The sequence below is a fragment of the Henriciella sp. genome (genome assembly GCF_029937755.1).
Lineage (GTDB): Bacteria > Pseudomonadota > Alphaproteobacteria > Caulobacterales > Hyphomonadaceae > Henriciella.
Window position 1 is genome coordinate 163,397 of sequence record NZ_JAPYPG010000007.1, and the last position, 18,883, is coordinate 182,279.

The window sequence follows — 18,883 nt, forward strand, 5'->3', positions numbered from 1 at the left end:
TATACAAGTTTCATGACCCAGACGATTTACACCAACTGTGCCGTGGCCACCATGCAACATGGTGAGGCGAATTATGGCCTGATACCCGACGCAACGATCGTTGCCAAAGACGGACGGATAGACTGGGTCGGCGCTTCAGCTGACAGGCCTCCAGAGTATAAAGACTGGCCGGAAGAGCGGCTGGATGGCCGACTCGTAACACCCGCCCTGATCGATTGTCACACTCATCTTGTTTTTTCCGGCAACCGGGCGCGCGAATTCGAACAGCGGCTGAAAGGCGCAAGCTATGAGGAGATCGCGCGCAGCGGCGGCGGAATAAGCAGTACTGTTACCGCAACGCGCTCAGCAAGTTTTGAACAGCTCGTCGAAGAATCTCTTCCCCGCCTCGACGCGCTGATCCGCGACGGTGTGGCAGTCGTCGAGATTAAATCCGGCTACGGACTGACAATTGAAGACGAACTGAGAATGCTCCGTGTCGCGCGCCATCTGGATACGCTTCGCCCCGTCAAGGTTGTGACGACCTGGCTGGCCGCGCATTCCCTGCCTCCTGATTTTGCAGACCGCGCCGACGCGTATATCGACGAGATTGTTATTCCCGGCCTTTCCCGCGCTGCGGAAGAAGGACTTGTGGACGCTGTCGATGGCTTCTGCGAAAGCATCGGCTTTTCTCCCGCCCAGATCGAACGCGTGTTCAAGGCCGCACAGTCCCTGAGCCTGCCGGTCAAGCTTCATGCCGAGCAATTGTCGGATCTGAAGGGCAGCCTTCTGGCGGCCCGGTATTCAGCCCTGTCCGCTGACCATCTCGAATTCCTGGCCGAAGAAGACGTTCCCGAATTTGCAGCTGCCGGCACGGTTGCCGTGCTGTTGCCCGGTGCCTTCTACATGTTGAAGGAAACAAAGCTGCCGCCCATGGAAGCCCTGCGCCAGCATGGCGTGGATATCGCCATCGCAACCGACTGCAACCCGGGAAGCTCTCCACTTTCGTCAATCCTCACCGCGATGACGATGTCCTGCATCGAGTTTGGCCTTACTCCGGAAGAAGCGCTGTCCGGTACGACCCGCTGCGCCGCCAAGGCTTTGGGGCTCTCCGGCCAGTACGGTGAGATCGTCGCTGGCGCCCGGGCAGAACTTGCCGTGTGGGATGTCGGGCATCCAGCCGAACTCTCATACTGGATGGGTGGCACACCCCTTTACCAACGTCTGGCCACCGGGGCACTCAAATGACGGTTATTCTCGAACCAGGCAGGGTAACGCTCGACGATTTGGCATTGATCTATGCGGATGGCAGGGACTTCGCCCTAAATCAGCATGCTTATGAAAGGATTGCGGCATCGGCCGCATCGCTTTCGCAGAGAATTGCTGATGGCGACACGATCTATGGCGTGAACACCGGTTTCGGGAAACTCGCCTCCGTACGCATCGACGGTGACAAGCTTGCTATTCTTCAGAGGAATCTTGTCCGGTCGCACTCGGCCGGTTTTGGCGCCCCGCTGTCGCCTCCGGTCGTTCGGTTGATAATGGCCTTGAAATGCATTTCACTGGGACGAGGCGCCTCTGGCGTACGCCCGGAACTCGTCAAAAAAATCCAGGCGATTGCGGCGGCCGACATTGTGCCTGTCATCCCCTCCCAGGGGTCGGTCGGCGCGTCTGGAGATCTTGCACCACTTGCCCATATGGCCGCCACCCTGATCGGCGAAGGCGAGGCCTTTTATGGTGGCGAGCGGATGTCCTCAGCGAAGGCGCTCCAGGCAGAAGGTATTGATCCCATCGAGCTTCAGGCGAAGGAAGGCCTGGCCCTGCTCAACGGGACGCAGGTCTCCACGGCTCTCGCGCTGGCAGGCCTGTTCAGCGCCTGGCGCCTGGCCCTCACCTCGCTGACCACTGCTGCCCTCTCAATCGATGCGGCCATGGGTTCAAGCGCGCCTTTCAGTGACGAGATTCACCAGTTGCGAGGCCATCGCGGCCAGATCGACAGCGCCCGCCGGCTGCGGGACCTTCTTGCAGGCTCGGAAATTCGGGAAAGCCACCTTACCGGTGACGAGCGCGTCCAGGACCCCTACTGCCTGAGATGCGCGCCCCAGGTTGTGGGCGCCTGCCTGGACCAGCTTCGACAGGTCGCAGCAACGCTGCAGATTGAAGCCAATGCGGCCACCGACAATCCGCTTGTCCTCTCGAATGGCGAGATCGTGTCCGGCGGTAACTTCCATGCCGAGCCGGTGGCTCTCGCGGCCGATCAGACAGCTCTGGCAATCTCCGAGATAGGAAGTATTGCCCAGCGGCGCATCGCGATGCTGGTGGACCCGGCACTCAGCTTTGGCCTGCCGGCTTTTCTGGCCCCAGAGCCCGGCCTAAGATCGGGGCTGATGATTGCCGAGGTCACGTCGGCGGCCCTGATGAGCGAAAACAAGTCGCTGGCAAATCCGCGATCAGTCGATTCGACGCCTACCTCGGCCAATCAGGAAGACCATGTCTCCATGGCGTGCCATGCTGCTCGTCGACTGCTGGAGATGAACCGGAACCTTGCCGGCATACTGGGTATCGAGGCCATGTCTGGCGCCCAGGGCATCGAATTGCGCGCGCCTCTAAAGACCAGCGACAACCTCACGGCCATCATCCGGTCCATTCGTGATCATAGCCCCGCCATTGATGAGGACCGCATGGTCAGCATGGATATCGAAACCATGGCCAGCCTCGTCCATGAAACGGGAGTGCTCACCGAGTTCGACGGCGATGTGTCTCCGATCGGGCTGACGTAATGGAGCCAGTGACCGTCATCAGGGGCTCAAGCCCGATTATTCTGGGCCAACCCCACTCCGGAACGTACATCCCCGCTCCCATGCTTGAGCGGCTGAACGACAGGGGCCGCCAGTTGCTCGACACGGACTGGCACGTGCCGCAGCTTTATGACGGGCTGCTCGCTGACGCTACGATCGTACGGGCAAATTTCAGCCGATATGTCATTGACGCGAACCGTGCGCCTGACGGCACAAGCCTGTATCCCGGACAAAACACGACCGGACTTGTGCCAACCAGCACATTCGATGGAGAGCCTATCTGGCACGTAGAACCAACGGAATCCGACATCGCGGAGCGGCTGGAAAGCTTTCACCAAGTCTACCATCACGCTCTGGAAAGCGAGATAGACCGGGTGAAGCAGATACACGGCGTAGCGGTACTGTATGACTGCCATTCGATCCGGTCTGAAATCCCGCACCTGTTCGACAACCGGCTGCCGGACCTGAATATCGGTGACAATCGGGGCACGACCTGCGCACCCGAGATTACGGCTGCCGCGGCAGCGGTTTGCGCAAAGACACCCCGCTACTCTCATGTCGTCAATGGCCGTTTTAAAGGTGGGTGGACGACCCGCCATTATGGCCGGCCCGAAACTGGCGTTCATGCCATCCAGATGGAACTCGCCCAGCGCGGCTATCTCGCGTCTGAAACGCCGCCCTTTGATTACGATGTCAATCGCGCCGGGGAACTCCGGAGCCTGCTCAAAGACATCCTGACTGCCGTCAACGATACGGCAAAATCACGCCTCATGACGGAGACCTGAGATTGGATACGATGCTCAAGAACAAACGCGATATCAAAAGCCCAACGGGTTCTGACCTCAATTGTCTATCGTGGACCACCGAGGCTCCCTTCCGGATGATCCAGAACAACCTCGACAGGGAAGTCGCTGAAAATCCGGATGAGCTGGTCGTCTATGGTGGCATTGGCCGCGCCGCACGGACCTGGAGCGACTTCGACCAGATCCTCGCTTCACTGAAAACCCTCACAGAAGACGAGACCCTGCTTGTCCAGTCCGGCAAACCTGTCGGCGTTTTCCGCACGCACCGGGACGCGCCCCGCGTCCTGATTGCCAACTCCAATATCGTGCCGCACTGGGCGACCTGGGACCATTTCAATGAGCTCGATAAGAAGGGGCTCATGATGTACGGCCAGATGACGGCCGGCTCCTGGATCTATATCGGCACGCAGGGTATCGTTCAGGGCACATTCGAGACATTCGTCGAGGCCGGGCGCCAGCACTATGATGGCGACCTCAAGGGCCGCTGGATCCTGACGGGCGGTCTGGGCGGCATGGGAGGGGCTCAGCCTCTCGCCGCCGTCATGGCAGGGGCATGTTGCCTCGCAGTGGAATGTGACCCCGAACGCATCGATTTCCGGCTTCGCACCAGGTATCTCGACGAAAAAACCGACAGCGTGGATGAAGCACTCGCGCTAATCGAACGCTGGACGAAAGCGGGCGAGGCCAAGTCGGTCGGCCTCTGTGGCAACGCTGCCGAGGTCTTTCCGGAACTGGTCCGCCGGGGGATCCGGCCTGATCTGGTCACTGACCAGACCTCTGCACACGATCCGATTAATGGCTACCTCCCTGCCGGCTGGACGATTGCCGAGTGGAAGGAAAAGCGGGCTTCAGACCCCAAGGCCGTGGAAGCGGCAGCCTGCAAATCCATGAAGGTGCAGGTCGAGGCCATGCTCGACTTCTGGCATTCGGGAATCCCGACCCTCGATTACGGCAATAATATCCGGCAGGTTGCGTTCGACGAAGGCCTTGAGAACGCCTTTGACTTCCCCGGCTTCGTGCCCGCCTATATCCGTCCACTGTTCTGCAAGGGTGTCGGTCCTTTCCGCTGGGTTGCGCTCTCCGGCGATCCTGAGGACATCTACAAGACCGATCAGAAGGTAAAGGAGCTGCTGCCCGATGATGAGCTTCTCCACAGATGGCTCGACATGGCACGCGAGCGAATCTCCTTCCAGGGGCTTCCTGCCCGCATCTGCTGGGTCGGCCTCGGAGACCGCCACCGCCTCGGGCTCGCCTTCAACGAGATGGTTGCCAATGGCGAGCTGAGCGCTCCTGTCGTGATCGGACGCGACCATCTCGACAGCGGGTCTGTCGCCAGCCCCAACCGTGAGACGGAAGCCATGAAGGATGGATCGAGCGCGGTCTCCGACTGGCCGCTTCTCAACGCGCTGCTTAACACAGCCTCTGGAGCGACGTGGGTTAGCCTTCATCATGGCGGTGGAGTCGGCATGGGATACTCCCAGCATGCCGGCATGGTCATCGTCGCGGACGGTACCGAGGATGCAGCCCGGCGCATTGAACGTGTTCTCTGGAACGATCCGGCCTCCGGGGTCATGCGTCATGCCGATGCCGGCTATGAAGAGGCCCTCGAATGCGCCCGTGAGAAAGGGCTGAACCTGCCCGCGATTCCCACGAGCTGAGCGACACCTTATCCCTCCCGCACAACCCCGTGCCAGCGCCTCAGCGGCAACCCGACCTACCAGGTGATTCATGAGCAGGAAGATCGCATTCAGAGTGCGCCAATGGCACAAGTGGCTGTCGCTGATTATCGGCGCGCAGGTGATGCTTTGGCTGGCAACCGGCGTCTATATGGTCGTCATCAATCTCGATTTCATTCACGGCGACCATCTGGTCCAGAACATGACGGAGACGGTGGCCGGAGAATATGAGCCGGGCGTCACCTTCGCGGATATGCTGGCCGACTACCCGGACGCGAGCGAAATTGTCCTGGCGAGCTGGATCGGACAACCCGTTTACCGGGTGCAATCCCCCGGCGGCTCGCACCTCGTAAATGCTGAGACCGGCGGGGAAATCTCCCCGCTATCGGAGGAGGATGCGATTGCCGTTGCTCGCTATCACTATACGCGGACGGCGGACATCACAGCCGCCACGCTCCTGGTCGACAAGGCAGATGCGCCAAGTGAAATCCAGTCCCGCCCCCTCCCCTTGTGGCGCATTGATTTCGATGATCCCGGATCAACCGCCTTCTATGTCTCGCCCGATGACGGGTCTCTGGTCACGAGGCGGCACACCTATTGGCGCATCTTCGATTTCGCCTGGATGCTGCACATCATGGATTATGAAGAGCGCGCCGACGTGAACAATAATCTCCTCCGGGTTTCCGCAGGACTGGGTCTGATGCTCTCATTTTTGGGGATGTGGTTGCTCTTCTTCAGCTTCAAACGCCGCCGGAGGAGCGCGCCATGATGACATTCGTCCGACAGGCACACAAATGGATCGCGCTCATCCTCGGCATTCAGCTCGCCCTCTGGATGTTAAGCGGTCTTGGAATGGCAATCCTTCCGCATGACAGAGTGGTTGGCGAACACAGACGGGCAGACGTCATTAATAAACAACCGCTGAGAGAAGTGGCAAATGGCACGCTCGGCGCGCCTGAAACTCTCAATGCAGATGAAGTTCGCCGGATCCGCCTGAGAAGCTTGAACGGGCGCGTGATTTTCGACACCGTTACAGCCGAGGGCTCGGTGCTCACCGATGCTGTAACTGGCGAAACTGTAACCGTCGACGAACAGCTTGCCTCAGAGATTGCCCTCAAGGATTATTCCGGCCCCGGCGAAATCACGCGCGCCAGCCTGCTGCCGGAGCCCACCCTGGAAATCCGCGATCATGCGCCGCCAGCCTGGCGGGTCGACTTCTCAGACCCTGAACGCACAAGCATCTATGTTTCAGCCTCCGACGGCGAAATTCTCGAAAGACGGAACAATTACTGGCGCACATTCGACGTCTTCTGGATGATCCACATCATGGACTATGTCAGCCGGTCCAGCTTCAACCATCCGCTGATCGTGCTCACCGCCCTCGTCGTGCTCTGGCTTGGTGTCAGCGGCATTGCGCTCTGGTGGGATAGCTTCAGACGCAATGACTTCAACCTGATCGGCAAGTGGCGCAGCCGAAAGCAGACCTTCGCCCTGTCGCTAGCCGACAGCGAAGGTGGCGCCCTCAGAACGGTCGAAGCCCGACCGATGCAATCCCTGTTTGCGGCAATGGGCGACCAGGGCTACCCGCTGCCATCGACCTGCGGAGGCGGCGGGACCTGTGGTCTTTGTCGGGTGCGCATTGGCCCCGAACTTCCCATCCTGTCCGCCGACCGCCGGCAAATCCCGGACTCGGAACTGAAGGCCGGTTACAGGCTCGCTTGCCAGCACAGGGTAACCGCTCCGCTCTTCGTAACCCTTCCCCACGGCCTTATGGATGCCAAGGACGTTGAAGGAAGGATTGTATCGTCGACCTTCATTACGCCTGACATGTACGAGCTGCGCATATCGCTTCCTGAACCCCTCGAGTTCAGAGCTGGCAGCTATCTCCAGGTCGAAATCCCGCCTTTCTCATCGGATCTGGATCATCTGCAACTCCCCGCTCCTGTCCTGGAGCAATGGGAAACGTCCGGCACGGCGAAGACATTCGGGAGCGGGGAAACGGCCTTCAGGACATATTCCCTCGCCAATGCTCCGGGCGAATTCGGTTCGGACATCATCCTGAACATCCGCCTGGCCCTGCCGAAAGCTGGCGCATCCGGTGCGCCAGTGGGTGTCGGCTCGGCCTTCCTGATCTCAAGGGATGCCGGAGAGACAGTAAAGCTGCGCGGCCCTTTCGGTGACTTCCATGTCGACGACGAGGACGAAGAACTCGTCTTCATCGGCGGCGGCGCCGGTATTGCCCCCATCCGCTCGATCATTCTCGATGAACTGACCCGGAAAGGCCGGACCTCGCGCATGTCTTTCTGGTACGGGGTCAGAACGCAGGATCACATCGTCTATGGAGACGATTTCGACCGACTCGAGCAGGCTCATCCGAACTTCTCGTGGCAAGTTGCACTTTCCGATGCATCAACGAACCATGAGTGGACCGGCCCTCGCGGCCTGATTCACAAGATCGTCCGCGACCACTATCTCGCGTCCCACCCGGATATCGGAAACTGTCGCTTCTATATCTGCGGCCCGCCCGCCATGCTTGAAGCGGTTCTGGCCCTGCTGAAATCGCTGGGCGTATCAGACGCCAAGATCGCCTTCGACGATTTCGGCAACTGACCCAGCTGACGGTGCTGTCAGTCTGTCGAACCAGCCAAGTCTAAGCGCAGCAAGGTTCCTACTGAACATGACCCAAAGCCATACCAAGAATGGTAATCATGGGACGGGCAATTCTGTTGTTCTGCGAACTGCCCGAAGTGCGAAGCTGGAATTAACACGAGCAACATGCGGCAGGCAGGTTAATCTTTCAGCATGAAATCGCTCGAAATCTGCGATTGGATTTGAAAGTCTGGCAGTGTTTGAAGGAGCGCGAGAGAGATGGGGCTGCAGATGGCGCTATCTAAGTCACTCTCACTGCTCAATCAGCTGTTTCCACTTACAATGCCGTTGCTCTATTCATAGGCGATCTCAACCCTGGTTGTCGCACCGCTAGTTATGTTCACTGTGCGGGTCTGACCACCTGGAAAGACAAGGCTATACTGGCCGACGGGCAAGGAGATGGGTTCAGCTCCAGGAACCCCCATTTTCGCGACATTACCAGAGCTGTCGAGAATCTCGAATTCCGGATGCACGGCGGTTCGCAGCGCATCACTCAAGGAACTGGAATCGTCTGCCTTGTAGTATTGGCCGTTACCTGCCTCCGCCCACGATCTGAAGGTTTCATCAAGCTCGGCCCCGACAGCGAAGCCGACGACGCTGACTTTCAGATCCATCCCCTGGGCCTGCAGTTCGGCAAGCACCTTGCGGGGATCTCCGCCGCAGGTCTCGTCGCCATCCGTGAGCAAAACGACAAGAGGATCTCCTTCAGCTGAGTCGAGATCTCTCGCCGTCAACCTGAGCGACTCGGCAATGGGCGTCTTGGCCAGGTTCCGCGCCTGGATCTGCTCGAGCTTCTCGACAAAGCTGCCATCACTGATCGGGGTCAGTGGCTGGACCAGGCGCGTGTCGCAACTGTCGGGCTCGAGGTGCCCGAACACCCGCAGGGCGGCTGGTGTTCCTGCAGGCAGGCCAGAAGTGACAAGGTCCTTGATCGAGGCCTTGGCCGCCACGATGCGGCGACGGCCATCCGGCAGACGCTGCAGCATGCTTCCCGATGCGTCGAGAACGATCTCGACAGGATTGAGCGTGATGCGGGAGTCCTCATCACCTGCTTCGGAGGTGATCGCGACCACGAGTTTGCCGGGCGGTGGTGGCTTCTGGTTGTAGGCGTAGGCCGTCACTTCGTAAGGCTTCGGGCCTCGAAGCCGCCCCATGGCTGTCTCGAACAGGTCCACAATCTGTGTCGGGTTTACCACCTCGGCGAAGCTGCCATCGGACGCAAGCGTAAATCCTCGCAGACGACGGCGCTGGCCGAACAGGGACCAGCCGCTGGCCAGGCCTCCACCATTGATCTGTCCGGCAAACATGAGCGCGCCGGTTTCCTCGAGAAGATCGTATGGTCGTCTCGTGCGGTAATCGATCGATGGATCGTCCATATCGGTGACCGTCAGCAAGGCGCGCGCACCTGCGCGAGAATCCAGCATCTTTAGTCCTGTCTCGAAACTACTCGTCGCCGAACTTGAGTCGTTTTTCGAAACGCTTCTCAAAAGCGTTCGCACTGTTTCACGATCCGTCAGCCACTCCCCTCCGAGCAGCGATGAACTTCCGAATGGCAGAAGACCGATAGCGTCCATCTCCGGGTCAATTTCAGTCGCAATCAGGTCAAGCGAACGCAGGATCGCGGGACGGAAACTTCCTATGGAACCGCTGGTATCCCACGTAACGAGAAGGGATCGGCGTGGCTCGTTGAAGACAAGGTCATGATCACCTGCTTCAGTTTCCGCGATACGGATCGGATGCCCCTCGGGAATGTCGAATCGTTCTCGTAGCTCTTCAGCCTGTTCAGGGCCGGGTTCGGACAGAAGCGTGCCGTCATTGTCAGAGGGGTTCAGTCTTACCTGCGGCAGGATCGAATGTTCCGGGTCAAAGGCGAGGACGATGCGGTTGGCGTCCTCGGGCACTGTGATGGCATATTTCGGGACTGTCTCGCCGCGCTCCACAACACCAGAGACGGCCTGATCAAGCTTGAGTTGGCCATCGGCCCGCACCGGAGCCTTTTCTTGCGACGCTTTCGGCACGTGGCGTTGTTTGCCATGGCCGTAAAAGCCGAGGACGGAGGTGTAGCCATCTCCCGGAACGCGTTCATAAACTTCGATATCGCTTGTGATGCGAACGGTCCGGGCCGACTCTACGCCTTCACCAGGGCTGACAGCCACAAAACGCAGGTAGCGGGCTTCGACCGGATTATCGAGTATGAGGTCCGGTTCACTACGCGTGAGCCTGCCAATCTCTCTCCACGGACCAGAAAGACTTCCTGATCCTGCTTCGACCATCAGACTGTCGACTGCAGGACGGGAATTTCCGTTCGACTCAACCGCTGTCCAACGGAGCCGGTCGATCTCAGCGCGACGGTGAAAGCGGAAGGCGGTGGTGAACTCCGGCGCGGGGTTACTCCACCCGCGAAAAAGCGCCACCTTGTCAGTCGTCCGTGTCACCACAGCGGTACCATTCTGAAGGGACGGCACACCGCCGAGCATCTCGCCGCCGCGGGCAAAGCTTGCAATCTCGTAGCCCGTACCTCCTGTTGGGTCATATTGGGGACTGGCGATCACCTTTACTTCGCTGAGACGCAGGATCTGGGCACCGTAATTTCTCATACGAATGCGAACGGCATCGGCCTGAACCGTCTCGTTAAAGGGGATCACGACTTCATCGAGACCGGTGGCAAGGTCACCTCGCCAGGTTTCCTGCCATGCGCCATCGATGCGCGCCTCCACGACAGCATGAGATGGCGCTGTCGCAGGATAGCGGCGAACCTGGGCAGGGTGTGGGTAGAGCACAATGCCCGTTACCGGCGCGGTGTCGAAGCCTACCGCCACAACCGGTTCGCGCCCGCCGTCACCGACCCAGGCTTCGAACGTGCTTTCCCGGCCAACCATCCCGTCGATCAGGAGGTGCAGGTCTTCGCGTTCATCTTCATCCGCAGTTTCTGACTTCAGCATCTGTCCGCCAACACTTGCCGCGGCCAGGTTGAGGCCTCCGAACATGCTTTGCGGGATTCCACGATTGGACGCGATCGCCTGCGGCGACTTTCCGGCTTCAACCGGAACCTTCACGGATGTCGCCGTGCGCCCGGGGCCATTCACATCCGCAATGATCATGATGGGGCGTCGAGCCGGCAGGTTTTCCGGAAGAGCACCTTTGAATGCGACATCTACCACTTCACCAGCTGGAATTTCGAGCGTGTCAGTCTCCGGACGCACACGCGCGCCGACAATGCCCGTTCGCAATCTTATCTCTAGCTGCGCAGTATCACTACCTTCATTTGTTACCTTCAGTGTACCGGAGACAGGTTGTGGTGCCGGCCAATGAGCTGCCAGCGGAAGAGCGTCTTCATCGAGAGTAAGCTTGGCAGAGAGGTCCGCATCGCCAAGGTCAGGTGGCGTTTCGCCTGCTGGCCAGATTGTCAGTTCATAGGGTTTCTTGCCGTCATCGACCCGCAGATAGATCGGTGTCTTACCCGGGAGCTTACCGGCACCACTGCCCGACCGGTCATCGGAGACCGATAACTCCTGGATGGTGTCATTGGCGCTGTTCACGATATCAAGCGAGGCGCCACCTGCGTCACCGGTCACGATCAGGGATTGGGCGGCCCATTCATTGGGCAGACGATAGATGTCATACGGCCCATAATAGCGGGCCCAGTCCCCGTAATCGTCGAAACCGCCGGTTACCCGGCCATCCAGGGGAAGGTCGCCTGCCGTCTGGGGAGAATTGTTCGGTTCGCGATCAATTCGGGAGGCAAACTCGCCGCGATCGATCGCTTCCAGGGATAAGCGATAGGAGGCGCTCTCGTGATACGGCTTGAGATTGATCAGGGACTCGCCGGCTTCGAAGCGGCGTTCCATAACATAGGTGCCCCCCGCCTTTGCACGGGCATCGAAGTCTCCGCCGGTGACCGGGTGGACTTCAAATTCAAGATCCGCAGCGTCGCCAACTTCAAGCGTGACCCGCATGGGTGTCGCCGTCTCCGTCGAAATCAGGAAGCCGTCCGAATCGTCGCCAGCGGCAAGCGTCCCGGCCCGTTTGTCGCCGGGTGACATCGGGGTGGCCGTGCGGCGGCTGTTATTGGGCTCCAGTTCCCGGTCATCCGCCACATCGCCCAAACGTGTGGCGTCAATGAAATACCGGCCCTCGCCATCTTTATGTGAACCGCGCATGGTGAACAGGTGCCGCCCGGCAGGCAGGACCAGGCTGTCGAGTGTCGCCTGGCGTCCGCGGCTCTCCGATGTGAGCTTGCCATAGCGGCCGCCATAATAGGTGAGCCAGTCAAGATTGTCCGAGGCAGTCACGTTGATACGCCAGACGCCCTGGCTATCCGTTTCCAGAATGAAGGAGTCATATTCGCGCCCGACGAGGCGTCCTTCGCCTTTGCCATTCTCAGCAAGGAGGGGAGCGTCGGTTCGCGCTTCATTAGGTTCGGCGAAGCCCCTCAAGGCTTCTCCCTGTGGGTCCCTGATACTCAATTGATAGTCAAGCGGCTCATTCCCCTCATGGGCCACGGACAAAAGCAGGGGCGAACCGGAGGGGCTTTCTACAGCCTCGAACCCGACACGGCGCCGGGCCTGCCGGCACTCAGGCTCGCCGCCTTCCGTGCGAACGCAAAGGGTTACTTCGCTGAGGCCCAGCCCACGCAATTTCAGGCCCTTGCGTTCCCCTTCTTCAAGGTCGAGCAGATAAAGATCCTCGTCACGGCCATCAGAGAGTTGGCCGCGTACGAACCGCGTTCCCTCGAGAGGCTGGGCAGTGGAATCGGAATCATTCGGCTCCCGCTCCACTTCCGGACGACGCTCACCTGTCGCAAGGACCGAGAGGTGCCACGGCGCGTCATCGCCTGTATCGACATAGAAGGTGTAATTTCCGGGATCCAGCCCGTAAGATGTCAGATCAACGCTCCCCCATTGATCAGCGCGCCGGCTGACGACTTCACCACTCTCGTCATTTCGAAGGATGAGATCGGGTGCGTCATTCGTGGAGCCTGCAAAGCTGATCCGCCAGAGCTTTTGCGAAGCTTCTGCGCCAAGCTCCCATTCGATCTTGGCATCACCTGTTCCCTGACGGGTGATCGTGGCGTCTTCGTTGAGCGCTGGCTCGTTCAGGCTGAGCGTGTAATCTACGCTGCCTCCCGCGCGAGACAGGCCGATGATATAGTCATCTTCGACAAGGGAAACCGGAACCTGAACCTGCCCGCCCCCGAGAGGCGTGGCGACCGCGGCGATTCCGTCGGCAGCGGTAATGCCGCCATCCTCGTTGCGCTCTAACCTGAAGATGTCGGCCTTGAGCAGACCGGCGCCTTCGCCAGTGAGAACCAGTTGTGCTGCGCTATTTCCGAGGACGGGGACAAAAGCATCCTGATCACTGCCCTCAAGACTTCCCGTAACGCACTCGCCAAGCGCCAAACGACTTGCATTGTCCGGCGTGTTGTTAGGTTCTTCCTCAGCTTCGCTGCAATCCTGCGCCAGGGCTGGGCCCGCGCAGGCAAAGGCCGTGGCCATAATCAATGCCGCTAGGTGTTTCATGTCGATTGTCTCATCTCTGGCATGTTTCCGCGAAGCTGCTGCCAACCGTTTGCTCCATCAGGAACATGTTGACCTGGAGAAAGGCGATCGCGAAGAAGACTGCCGGGTGCTTTGGCGCAAGGGCACCCGCGCCGCCAGCACCGATCGACCCGAAGCTGAAACTGCCCGCGGCCAAACAGCAGGCAAGGCTACCGCCTTTCTTGTTAAAGTCGTCGCTCATGCATTCTTTCGTGCCATCCGCAAGACTGATTGCGGACGCGACGCTCAACCCCACCTGGAGGACATTTAGATATTCGGTCAGTTCGGCCCCACGGCCGGAGCCGATCATGGCAAGGGTTTCACCTGTTACGGGATCGACCCGCCACCAGGCCCCATAGCGAGCGCCGTCTGGCAGTCTCTTCGGCGCAAGCACGGCAAACCCGGACTCCAGATCCCGCCTGATGGCCTGCAGACTATCGCGAGGGAGGTCGAGACCATCGACCGGCGATGTCTCGCCCGACGCTTCATCGGCTGCAGGTGTGATGGCGATCAGGTCGATGCCCTGTGACTGCGCGTCTGCCAACAGCCGCTCGGTGTCGTGAGAGACACCCGTGTCTCCTTTTGGCGAAAGGTCTCCTTCCAGCCGGCTCATCCACACGCCAGCGCGAAGACCCGCCCGAGGGTAAATGGCGTCGCCATCCGGACCGATGGCGAGGATCGGGCTCGAAACGAGATCGACAACACGGCGCATGCCATAGCGGGGGCCATCAGCCGAAGGCGGATTGATCATGGCTTCCGTGCCCACCATCCGGATGAGCGGACGCTCCGGCATGGTAATCGGACGCACTTCCATACCCATGGTTTCTGCGGTCAGTCCAAACAGGGCCAGCGTTCCCTCGAGGGCGCCAAGGTCATTTTTCCGCGGTGCCCTCGTCTCCTCGAAGGCGAGCTGAACGAGCGGACCGGAAGGGTCAATGTCGGCAATGACCTCCGATGTCGGTGGCAGCCGGTCCGGGCGCACCATGTCACGAAAGATGTCATACTCGATAAGATGCGCGATATCGCGGGTCTGCGTGATCATGCTCTCAGCCAGCCCGGTCTGGGTTACACGGCCGGTGCGCGCGCCGATCAGATAGCTTCCCGTGAGCTCTGCGGCGATGTCACCGGAATCGCGCTGACGAACCGTGCCGTCTTCGCTGACTGCATCGTAAAGAATGCGCACATCGCGGCGATCCTGCATCGATGGCGCCTGGCTGATGAAGACCAGCTTCACCTTCCGGATTGCGAGAACATCCCTGTCTTCATCCCCAGACAGGGCCGCAATGGCGCGTTCGCCTTTGTCGGACACGGTCGCGAACAGATCAGCCATGCCATAGGACTCGGCGCCAAACGCTTCAGGCGGCACGACCACACCACTCAAGGAGAAGGGATCATGCGAGCGCTGTCCATTGATACCGGCTGCAAAGAATTGGGCCTCTTCCATCGCCTTGGTGAGATCACCCTGCGGATTTGCCATCAGTGTGTCAGGCATGATGGAGAAGACCACCGGATCCCGGGCGAGTTCCGATCCGGGAATTTCTTCCAGTTCGGCAAGGGTGAGAGTTTTTACATCCCCATCGCCTACCTGGATTTCCATCTCCATTCGGATGGTGACCCGCTGAACCGCATCATCCGGCAATGCGCGGTAATATGCGTCTTCCACGTCCATAAGCGAGGGGGGAGCCTGTCCGCCCGGATAGGCAGGGTGTGCATCTGTCCAGGCACCAGCAGGTTCGTCGCGATACTGGACCCACGAATAGTCTCGCGCGGATTCCAGCGTCCAGTTTGGCAGGTCTGACGTCTCGGGCGGCGCAGCGTCTCCGAGCCCATCAATCAAGAGATTTTTCTGCCGATCCAACGCACTCAGAAGCGCCGCGTGTTCCGCATCTGACTGGCCTTCCAGATCAGCAATCTCACGGGAGAGACCCTTGCGGAGAGCTTGCATATCATCGGTGGAGAAAGCTGGTGCATCGGGCAGCGGGCGCTCGATCGATTTCACAAGCCTAAGTGCATCTTCGGCGCTTATCTGGCCGGTTACGATGCGGGCTTCGATCCCGGCCCTGTTGAGCATGGTCGCGAGCAGCACAGCCTGGTCGATGGCATTACCACTGCGAGAAGCCAGCGTGCCATCCGCAGCCCTGAGGCTGCCAGCATAGGGCAGATAGCTGATAGACTCCGTCACATCGGCGACGATCGCATCCGGATCCCCGTCCAGTGATCGAGAGCGGACCAGGGGATCCGTGAACTGGCGGTTCAGCCTGGATTCCAGCCGGTCAATTTGTGCCAAGCCCCGCTCAAGCGATTCGAACCGGTCATAGGTCGCATCGAGATCGTTGGGAGAACTCGGAGCAGCAAACGCTGCCTTATGCAGCGGTCCCGCAACTACCAGGAAAGTCGCCGCCATACCGGTTACATACGCAGCAAGCCCGAATTTCTTCGAATGAGACACGTCCCCTCCCTCGCTCTGATACGTCCTCTTTGCCACAAAGACTGATGTGCAGGATGGCAGCCGACCTGTTGCAGAGTCAACGCAAGGCCGCGAAACGGCCAGTCGACACGCTTTCATCTGCTGACAGTCTAACGCGAACCCGGCTCCAGCGGCTCTGACCCTATCCAGCCAGAAGCCCGCGCCACTCGACAAGGGCAGCTTCGCGTTGTGATTTGAAAGTCTGGCGGCGATTGATGTGGCGGTCGATATTACCGATCTCCTTCATCGCTGCGCCGTACGATCTTAGCCGGCCGGTGATGACTGTCCGCGGTACGCCGCAGCATTTCACCGCTTTGCGCAAGAACTTCAAAGCCGCTGATTTGTCTCGGGTTTTCGTGACGTAGCTCTCCAGAACCTCGCCCTCGTGATCAACCGCACGCCATAGATAATGGGTCTCTCCGTTGATCTTCACAAACACCTCATCGAGATGCCATTGCAATTGCCATTGGGTGATCTGGCGCATGTAGTTCGCAAGACGCACCCGGATCTTTCCGGCGAACATCGGCCCGAAACGGTCCACTCATGTCCGGACGCTTTCATGACAAATATCGATGCCGCGCTCATGCAGCAGGTCTTCGACATTCCGAAGTGAGAACGGAAAGCGGACATACATCATCACCGCGAGCTGGATGATTTCAGGCGATGTCTCGAAATACCGACACGGATTTCGGGACATTGGGCCAGGATAGCCGGGCACTTTATCCGCTCGATCGCCAAGCTCTCCTGGCGACCCCGTCGAGGTCTACCTTGCATCCGATAATGGAAGTCCGTATCCCCCGATGAGGGCCACTGATCACATGAACAGGACATGACGATGATTGGTCTCGGCATTGGTTTGCAGATCGCGCTCACCGTAGTCGGCCTTTTTGTGGCCCGTGCCGCGATCACAACGGCGAGGACGCCACAAGGTGCCGCCGCCTGGGTTGTTTTCCTGATTTCTTTTCCGCTCCTGGCGTTGCCTGCGTTCGCGCTGTTTGGTGGTGTTTCCCGGCTAACTTCGCGAACGGACGGGTATAACGTGCAGGCGCCCGCAAAGCCCGCCCAAGGGCGACTCGACAGTTTCGCCAGCCTTGCCGCCAACGCCCCAACCGATGGCAATACAGTCACGCTCCTTGTCGACGGACAAGCGACATTCGATGCCATCTTCGCCGCCATCGATGCGGCAGAGCATGAAATACTTGTCCAGTTTTACATTATCCGCTCCGATGCTGTCGGCCGCGATTTAAAGGAGCGCTTGATCCAGGCAGCAAGGCGCGGTGTTGAAGTCTGTGTGCTTTGCGACAAGATCGGCTCGTTATTTCTGGACGTCAGCTATGTCCGCGCACTTAAGGCGGAAGGCATCGAAATACGGGGCATTCCGGGTCCACATCGGGCCCTGGGCCGCATCGGCGTGAATTTTCGCAATCATCGCAAGGCGGTGGTGGTCGACGGCTTGCTCGGTTTCACTGGAGGGATCAATGTCGGGCAGGAATACATCGATGGAGGGAAGAGGTTCGAATCCTGGCGCGATACGAACCTGAGCATCAAAGGCCCTATGGTGAAGCAGCTGCGCGATGTCTTCGCGTTCGATTGGGAAGCGGTAACAGGAAAAGGGCTACCATCCCTGCAAACCAAAACGCCGTCAGACGCCCGCGGCAGTCAGCGTGGCCTCATGGTAGGCTTCGGCCCCACCGATCGTCTCGAGCGCGGCAGCCTGCTGCTCTGTGGTCTCGTCAACCTTGCGCGTTACAGGCTTTGGCTCGCGACGCCCTATCTGGTTCCGCATACTGATCTTTTGACGGCGCTTCAGCTGGCTTCAATGCGCGGCGTTGACGTTCGCATCCTGATTCCAGAACCCGCCGACAATATCATTGCGTGGTATGCCTCCCGCCATGCCGCACGCAGCCTATCGGCAGCCGGCGTCAAAGTTTTTGTGTACCAACCCGGTTTCATGCATTCCAAGATCATGTTGATTGACGACGATATTGCATCGGTTGGCACGGTTAATCTGGATATCCGCTCGGCCTTGCTGAACTTCGAGGAGACCGCACTGATTGAGGATCAGGCCTTCGCCGCCGATGTTGCGACCATGCTGGAGCAAGATTTTTCGAAATCACTCCCCGTCGCGCTTCCGGGGCCTTGGCACGTCAGAGCACTGGCCCCGGTTGCTCGGCTGTTTGGCCCGCTTCTCTGATGCAGGGCGTCCGGATCGTCAGTTGGAACATTCGCAAGGCCGTCGGACTTGATTGGCGTCGCCGACCCGAGCGCGTTCTGCGAGTGCTTAAACGCCTCGAACCCGATATCGTACTATTGCAGGAAAGCGACAAACGTCTGCCACCACGGCCACCGGCCCTGCCCCTCGATCTCGTGCGGCTTTCAGGTTGGACAGCCATCGACGCCGATCCCGACACCCCCTCGATTGGCCACCATGGCAATGCGATTTTGCTGGGGCCGGGTCTAAAGCTGAAGACGTTGAGAGCGCTTGATCTGCCAGGGCTGGAACCGCGCGGTGCCGTGCTGGCGACAGTGACCAGACCTGGCATGAGCCTGACCGTGGGCGGTCTTCATCTTGGATTGCGGCGACGGGACCGTCTGCGTCAGATGGCCCACGTCCTCGACGCCGCTCAGCAGTTTAGCGGTCCGGTCGTTCTAGGCGGCGATCTGAACGAATGGCGCAAGACCAAAAGTCTTCTGCCCTCCGGATCGCATTGGACCGAAATCGCCCCTGGCCCGTCCTTTCACGCATCCGCGCCGTGTTTTAATCTCGACCGGTTCGTAATCAACGCAACCGTGACCGTTAGCTCCCATGGCGTTTTGTCGAAACATTCAGCTGAGCGCGCCTCTGACCATCTTCTGGTCTGGATCGATATCAAGCTAAACGACCAATAAGCTGATTTTATTGCTTTTTCAGGTGCATTGTAAGGTGCTGTCATGTGTGGACGGCCCCGGTTCTGCAAGCACAAAATCAAGCGAGTGT

10 protein-coding genes and 1 pseudogene are annotated in these 18,883 nt (G+C 59.4%); 8 read left to right on the top strand and 3 right to left on the bottom strand.

All coding sequences use genetic code 11. The annotated features are described in order from the left end of the window. Positions 1–12: 12 nt before the first annotated feature. The 6 genes from hutI to nqrF all read left to right on the top strand — a co-directional run bounded on the left by hutI (position 13) and on the right by nqrF (position 7,863). Entirely contained in the window at positions 13–1,224 is a 1,212-nt protein-coding gene (hutI, locus tag Q1K29_RS15025) for an imidazolonepropionase (protein ID WP_300395898.1), read from the top strand. Beyond that, positions 1,221–2,756, top strand: a complete 1,536-nt coding sequence (hutH, locus tag Q1K29_RS15030; protein ID WP_300395899.1) for a histidine ammonia-lyase — start codon at positions 1,221–1,223, stop codon at positions 2,754–2,756. The genes hutI and hutH overlap by 4 nt, the downstream gene beginning before the upstream one ends. Continuing rightward, the gene (hutG, locus tag Q1K29_RS15035) at positions 2,756–3,559 is read left to right on the top strand and encodes an N-formylglutamate deformylase (RefSeq protein WP_300395900.1); all 804 of its coding nucleotides are present in this window, start codon (positions 2,756–2,758) and stop codon (positions 3,557–3,559) included. The genes hutH and hutG overlap by 1 nt, the downstream gene beginning before the upstream one ends. Positions 3,560–3,570: 11 nt before the next feature. After that, a complete protein-coding gene (gene hutU / locus Q1K29_RS15040) occupies positions 3,571–5,235 on the top strand; it encodes a urocanate hydratase (RefSeq protein ID WP_300395910.1) in 1,665 nt (554 codons plus the stop codon). Between the two features lie 70 nt (positions 5,236–5,305). Next, the gene (locus tag Q1K29_RS15045; RefSeq protein ID WP_300395901.1) at positions 5,306–6,022 is read left to right on the top strand and encodes a hypothetical protein; all 717 of its coding nucleotides are present in this window, start codon (positions 5,306–5,308) and stop codon (positions 6,020–6,022) included. Beyond that, positions 6,019–7,863, top strand: coding sequence for an NADH:ubiquinone reductase (Na(+)-transporting) subunit F (gene nqrF, locus Q1K29_RS15050; RefSeq protein ID WP_300395902.1), 1,845 nt, complete (start codon positions 6,019–6,021; stop codon positions 7,861–7,863). Before Q1K29_RS15045 ends, nqrF begins: the two co-directional genes overlap by 4 nt. Positions 7,864–8,195: 332 nt before the next feature. Here the strand turns inward: nqrF and Q1K29_RS15055 are convergent, their stop codons facing one another. The 3 genes and pseudogenes from Q1K29_RS15055 to Q1K29_RS15065 form a co-directional block, all read right to left on the bottom strand. Continuing rightward, complete coding sequence (locus tag Q1K29_RS15055) at positions 8,196–13,421, bottom strand: VWA domain-containing protein (RefSeq protein ID WP_300395903.1); 5,226 nt, start codon at positions 13,419–13,421, stop codon at positions 8,196–8,198. Between the two features lie 10 nt (positions 13,422–13,431). Further along, complete coding sequence (locus Q1K29_RS15060; protein WP_300395904.1) at positions 13,432–15,888, bottom strand: transglutaminase-like domain-containing protein; 2,457 nt, start codon at positions 15,886–15,888, stop codon at positions 13,432–13,434. A gap of 160 nt (positions 15,889–16,048) precedes the next feature. Further along, positions 16,049–16,603: pseudogene (locus tag Q1K29_RS15065) on the bottom strand (IS6 family transposase). Positions 16,604–16,735: 132 nt separating this feature from the next. Between Q1K29_RS15065 and cls the strand changes: the two are divergent. Both cls and Q1K29_RS15080 read left to right on the top strand, forming a co-directional pair. Further along, a complete protein-coding gene (gene cls, locus Q1K29_RS15075; protein ID WP_300395907.1) occupies positions 16,736–18,100 on the top strand; it encodes a cardiolipin synthase in 1,365 nt (454 codons plus the stop codon). Beyond that, positions 18,100–18,795 carry an endonuclease/exonuclease/phosphatase family protein gene (locus Q1K29_RS15080; protein ID WP_300395908.1) on the top strand — a complete coding sequence of 232 codons (696 nt, stop codon included), beginning with the start codon at positions 18,100–18,102 and terminating at the stop codon, positions 18,793–18,795. Before cls ends, Q1K29_RS15080 begins: the two co-directional genes overlap by 1 nt. The last annotated feature ends 88 nt before the right edge of the window (positions 18,796–18,883 follow it).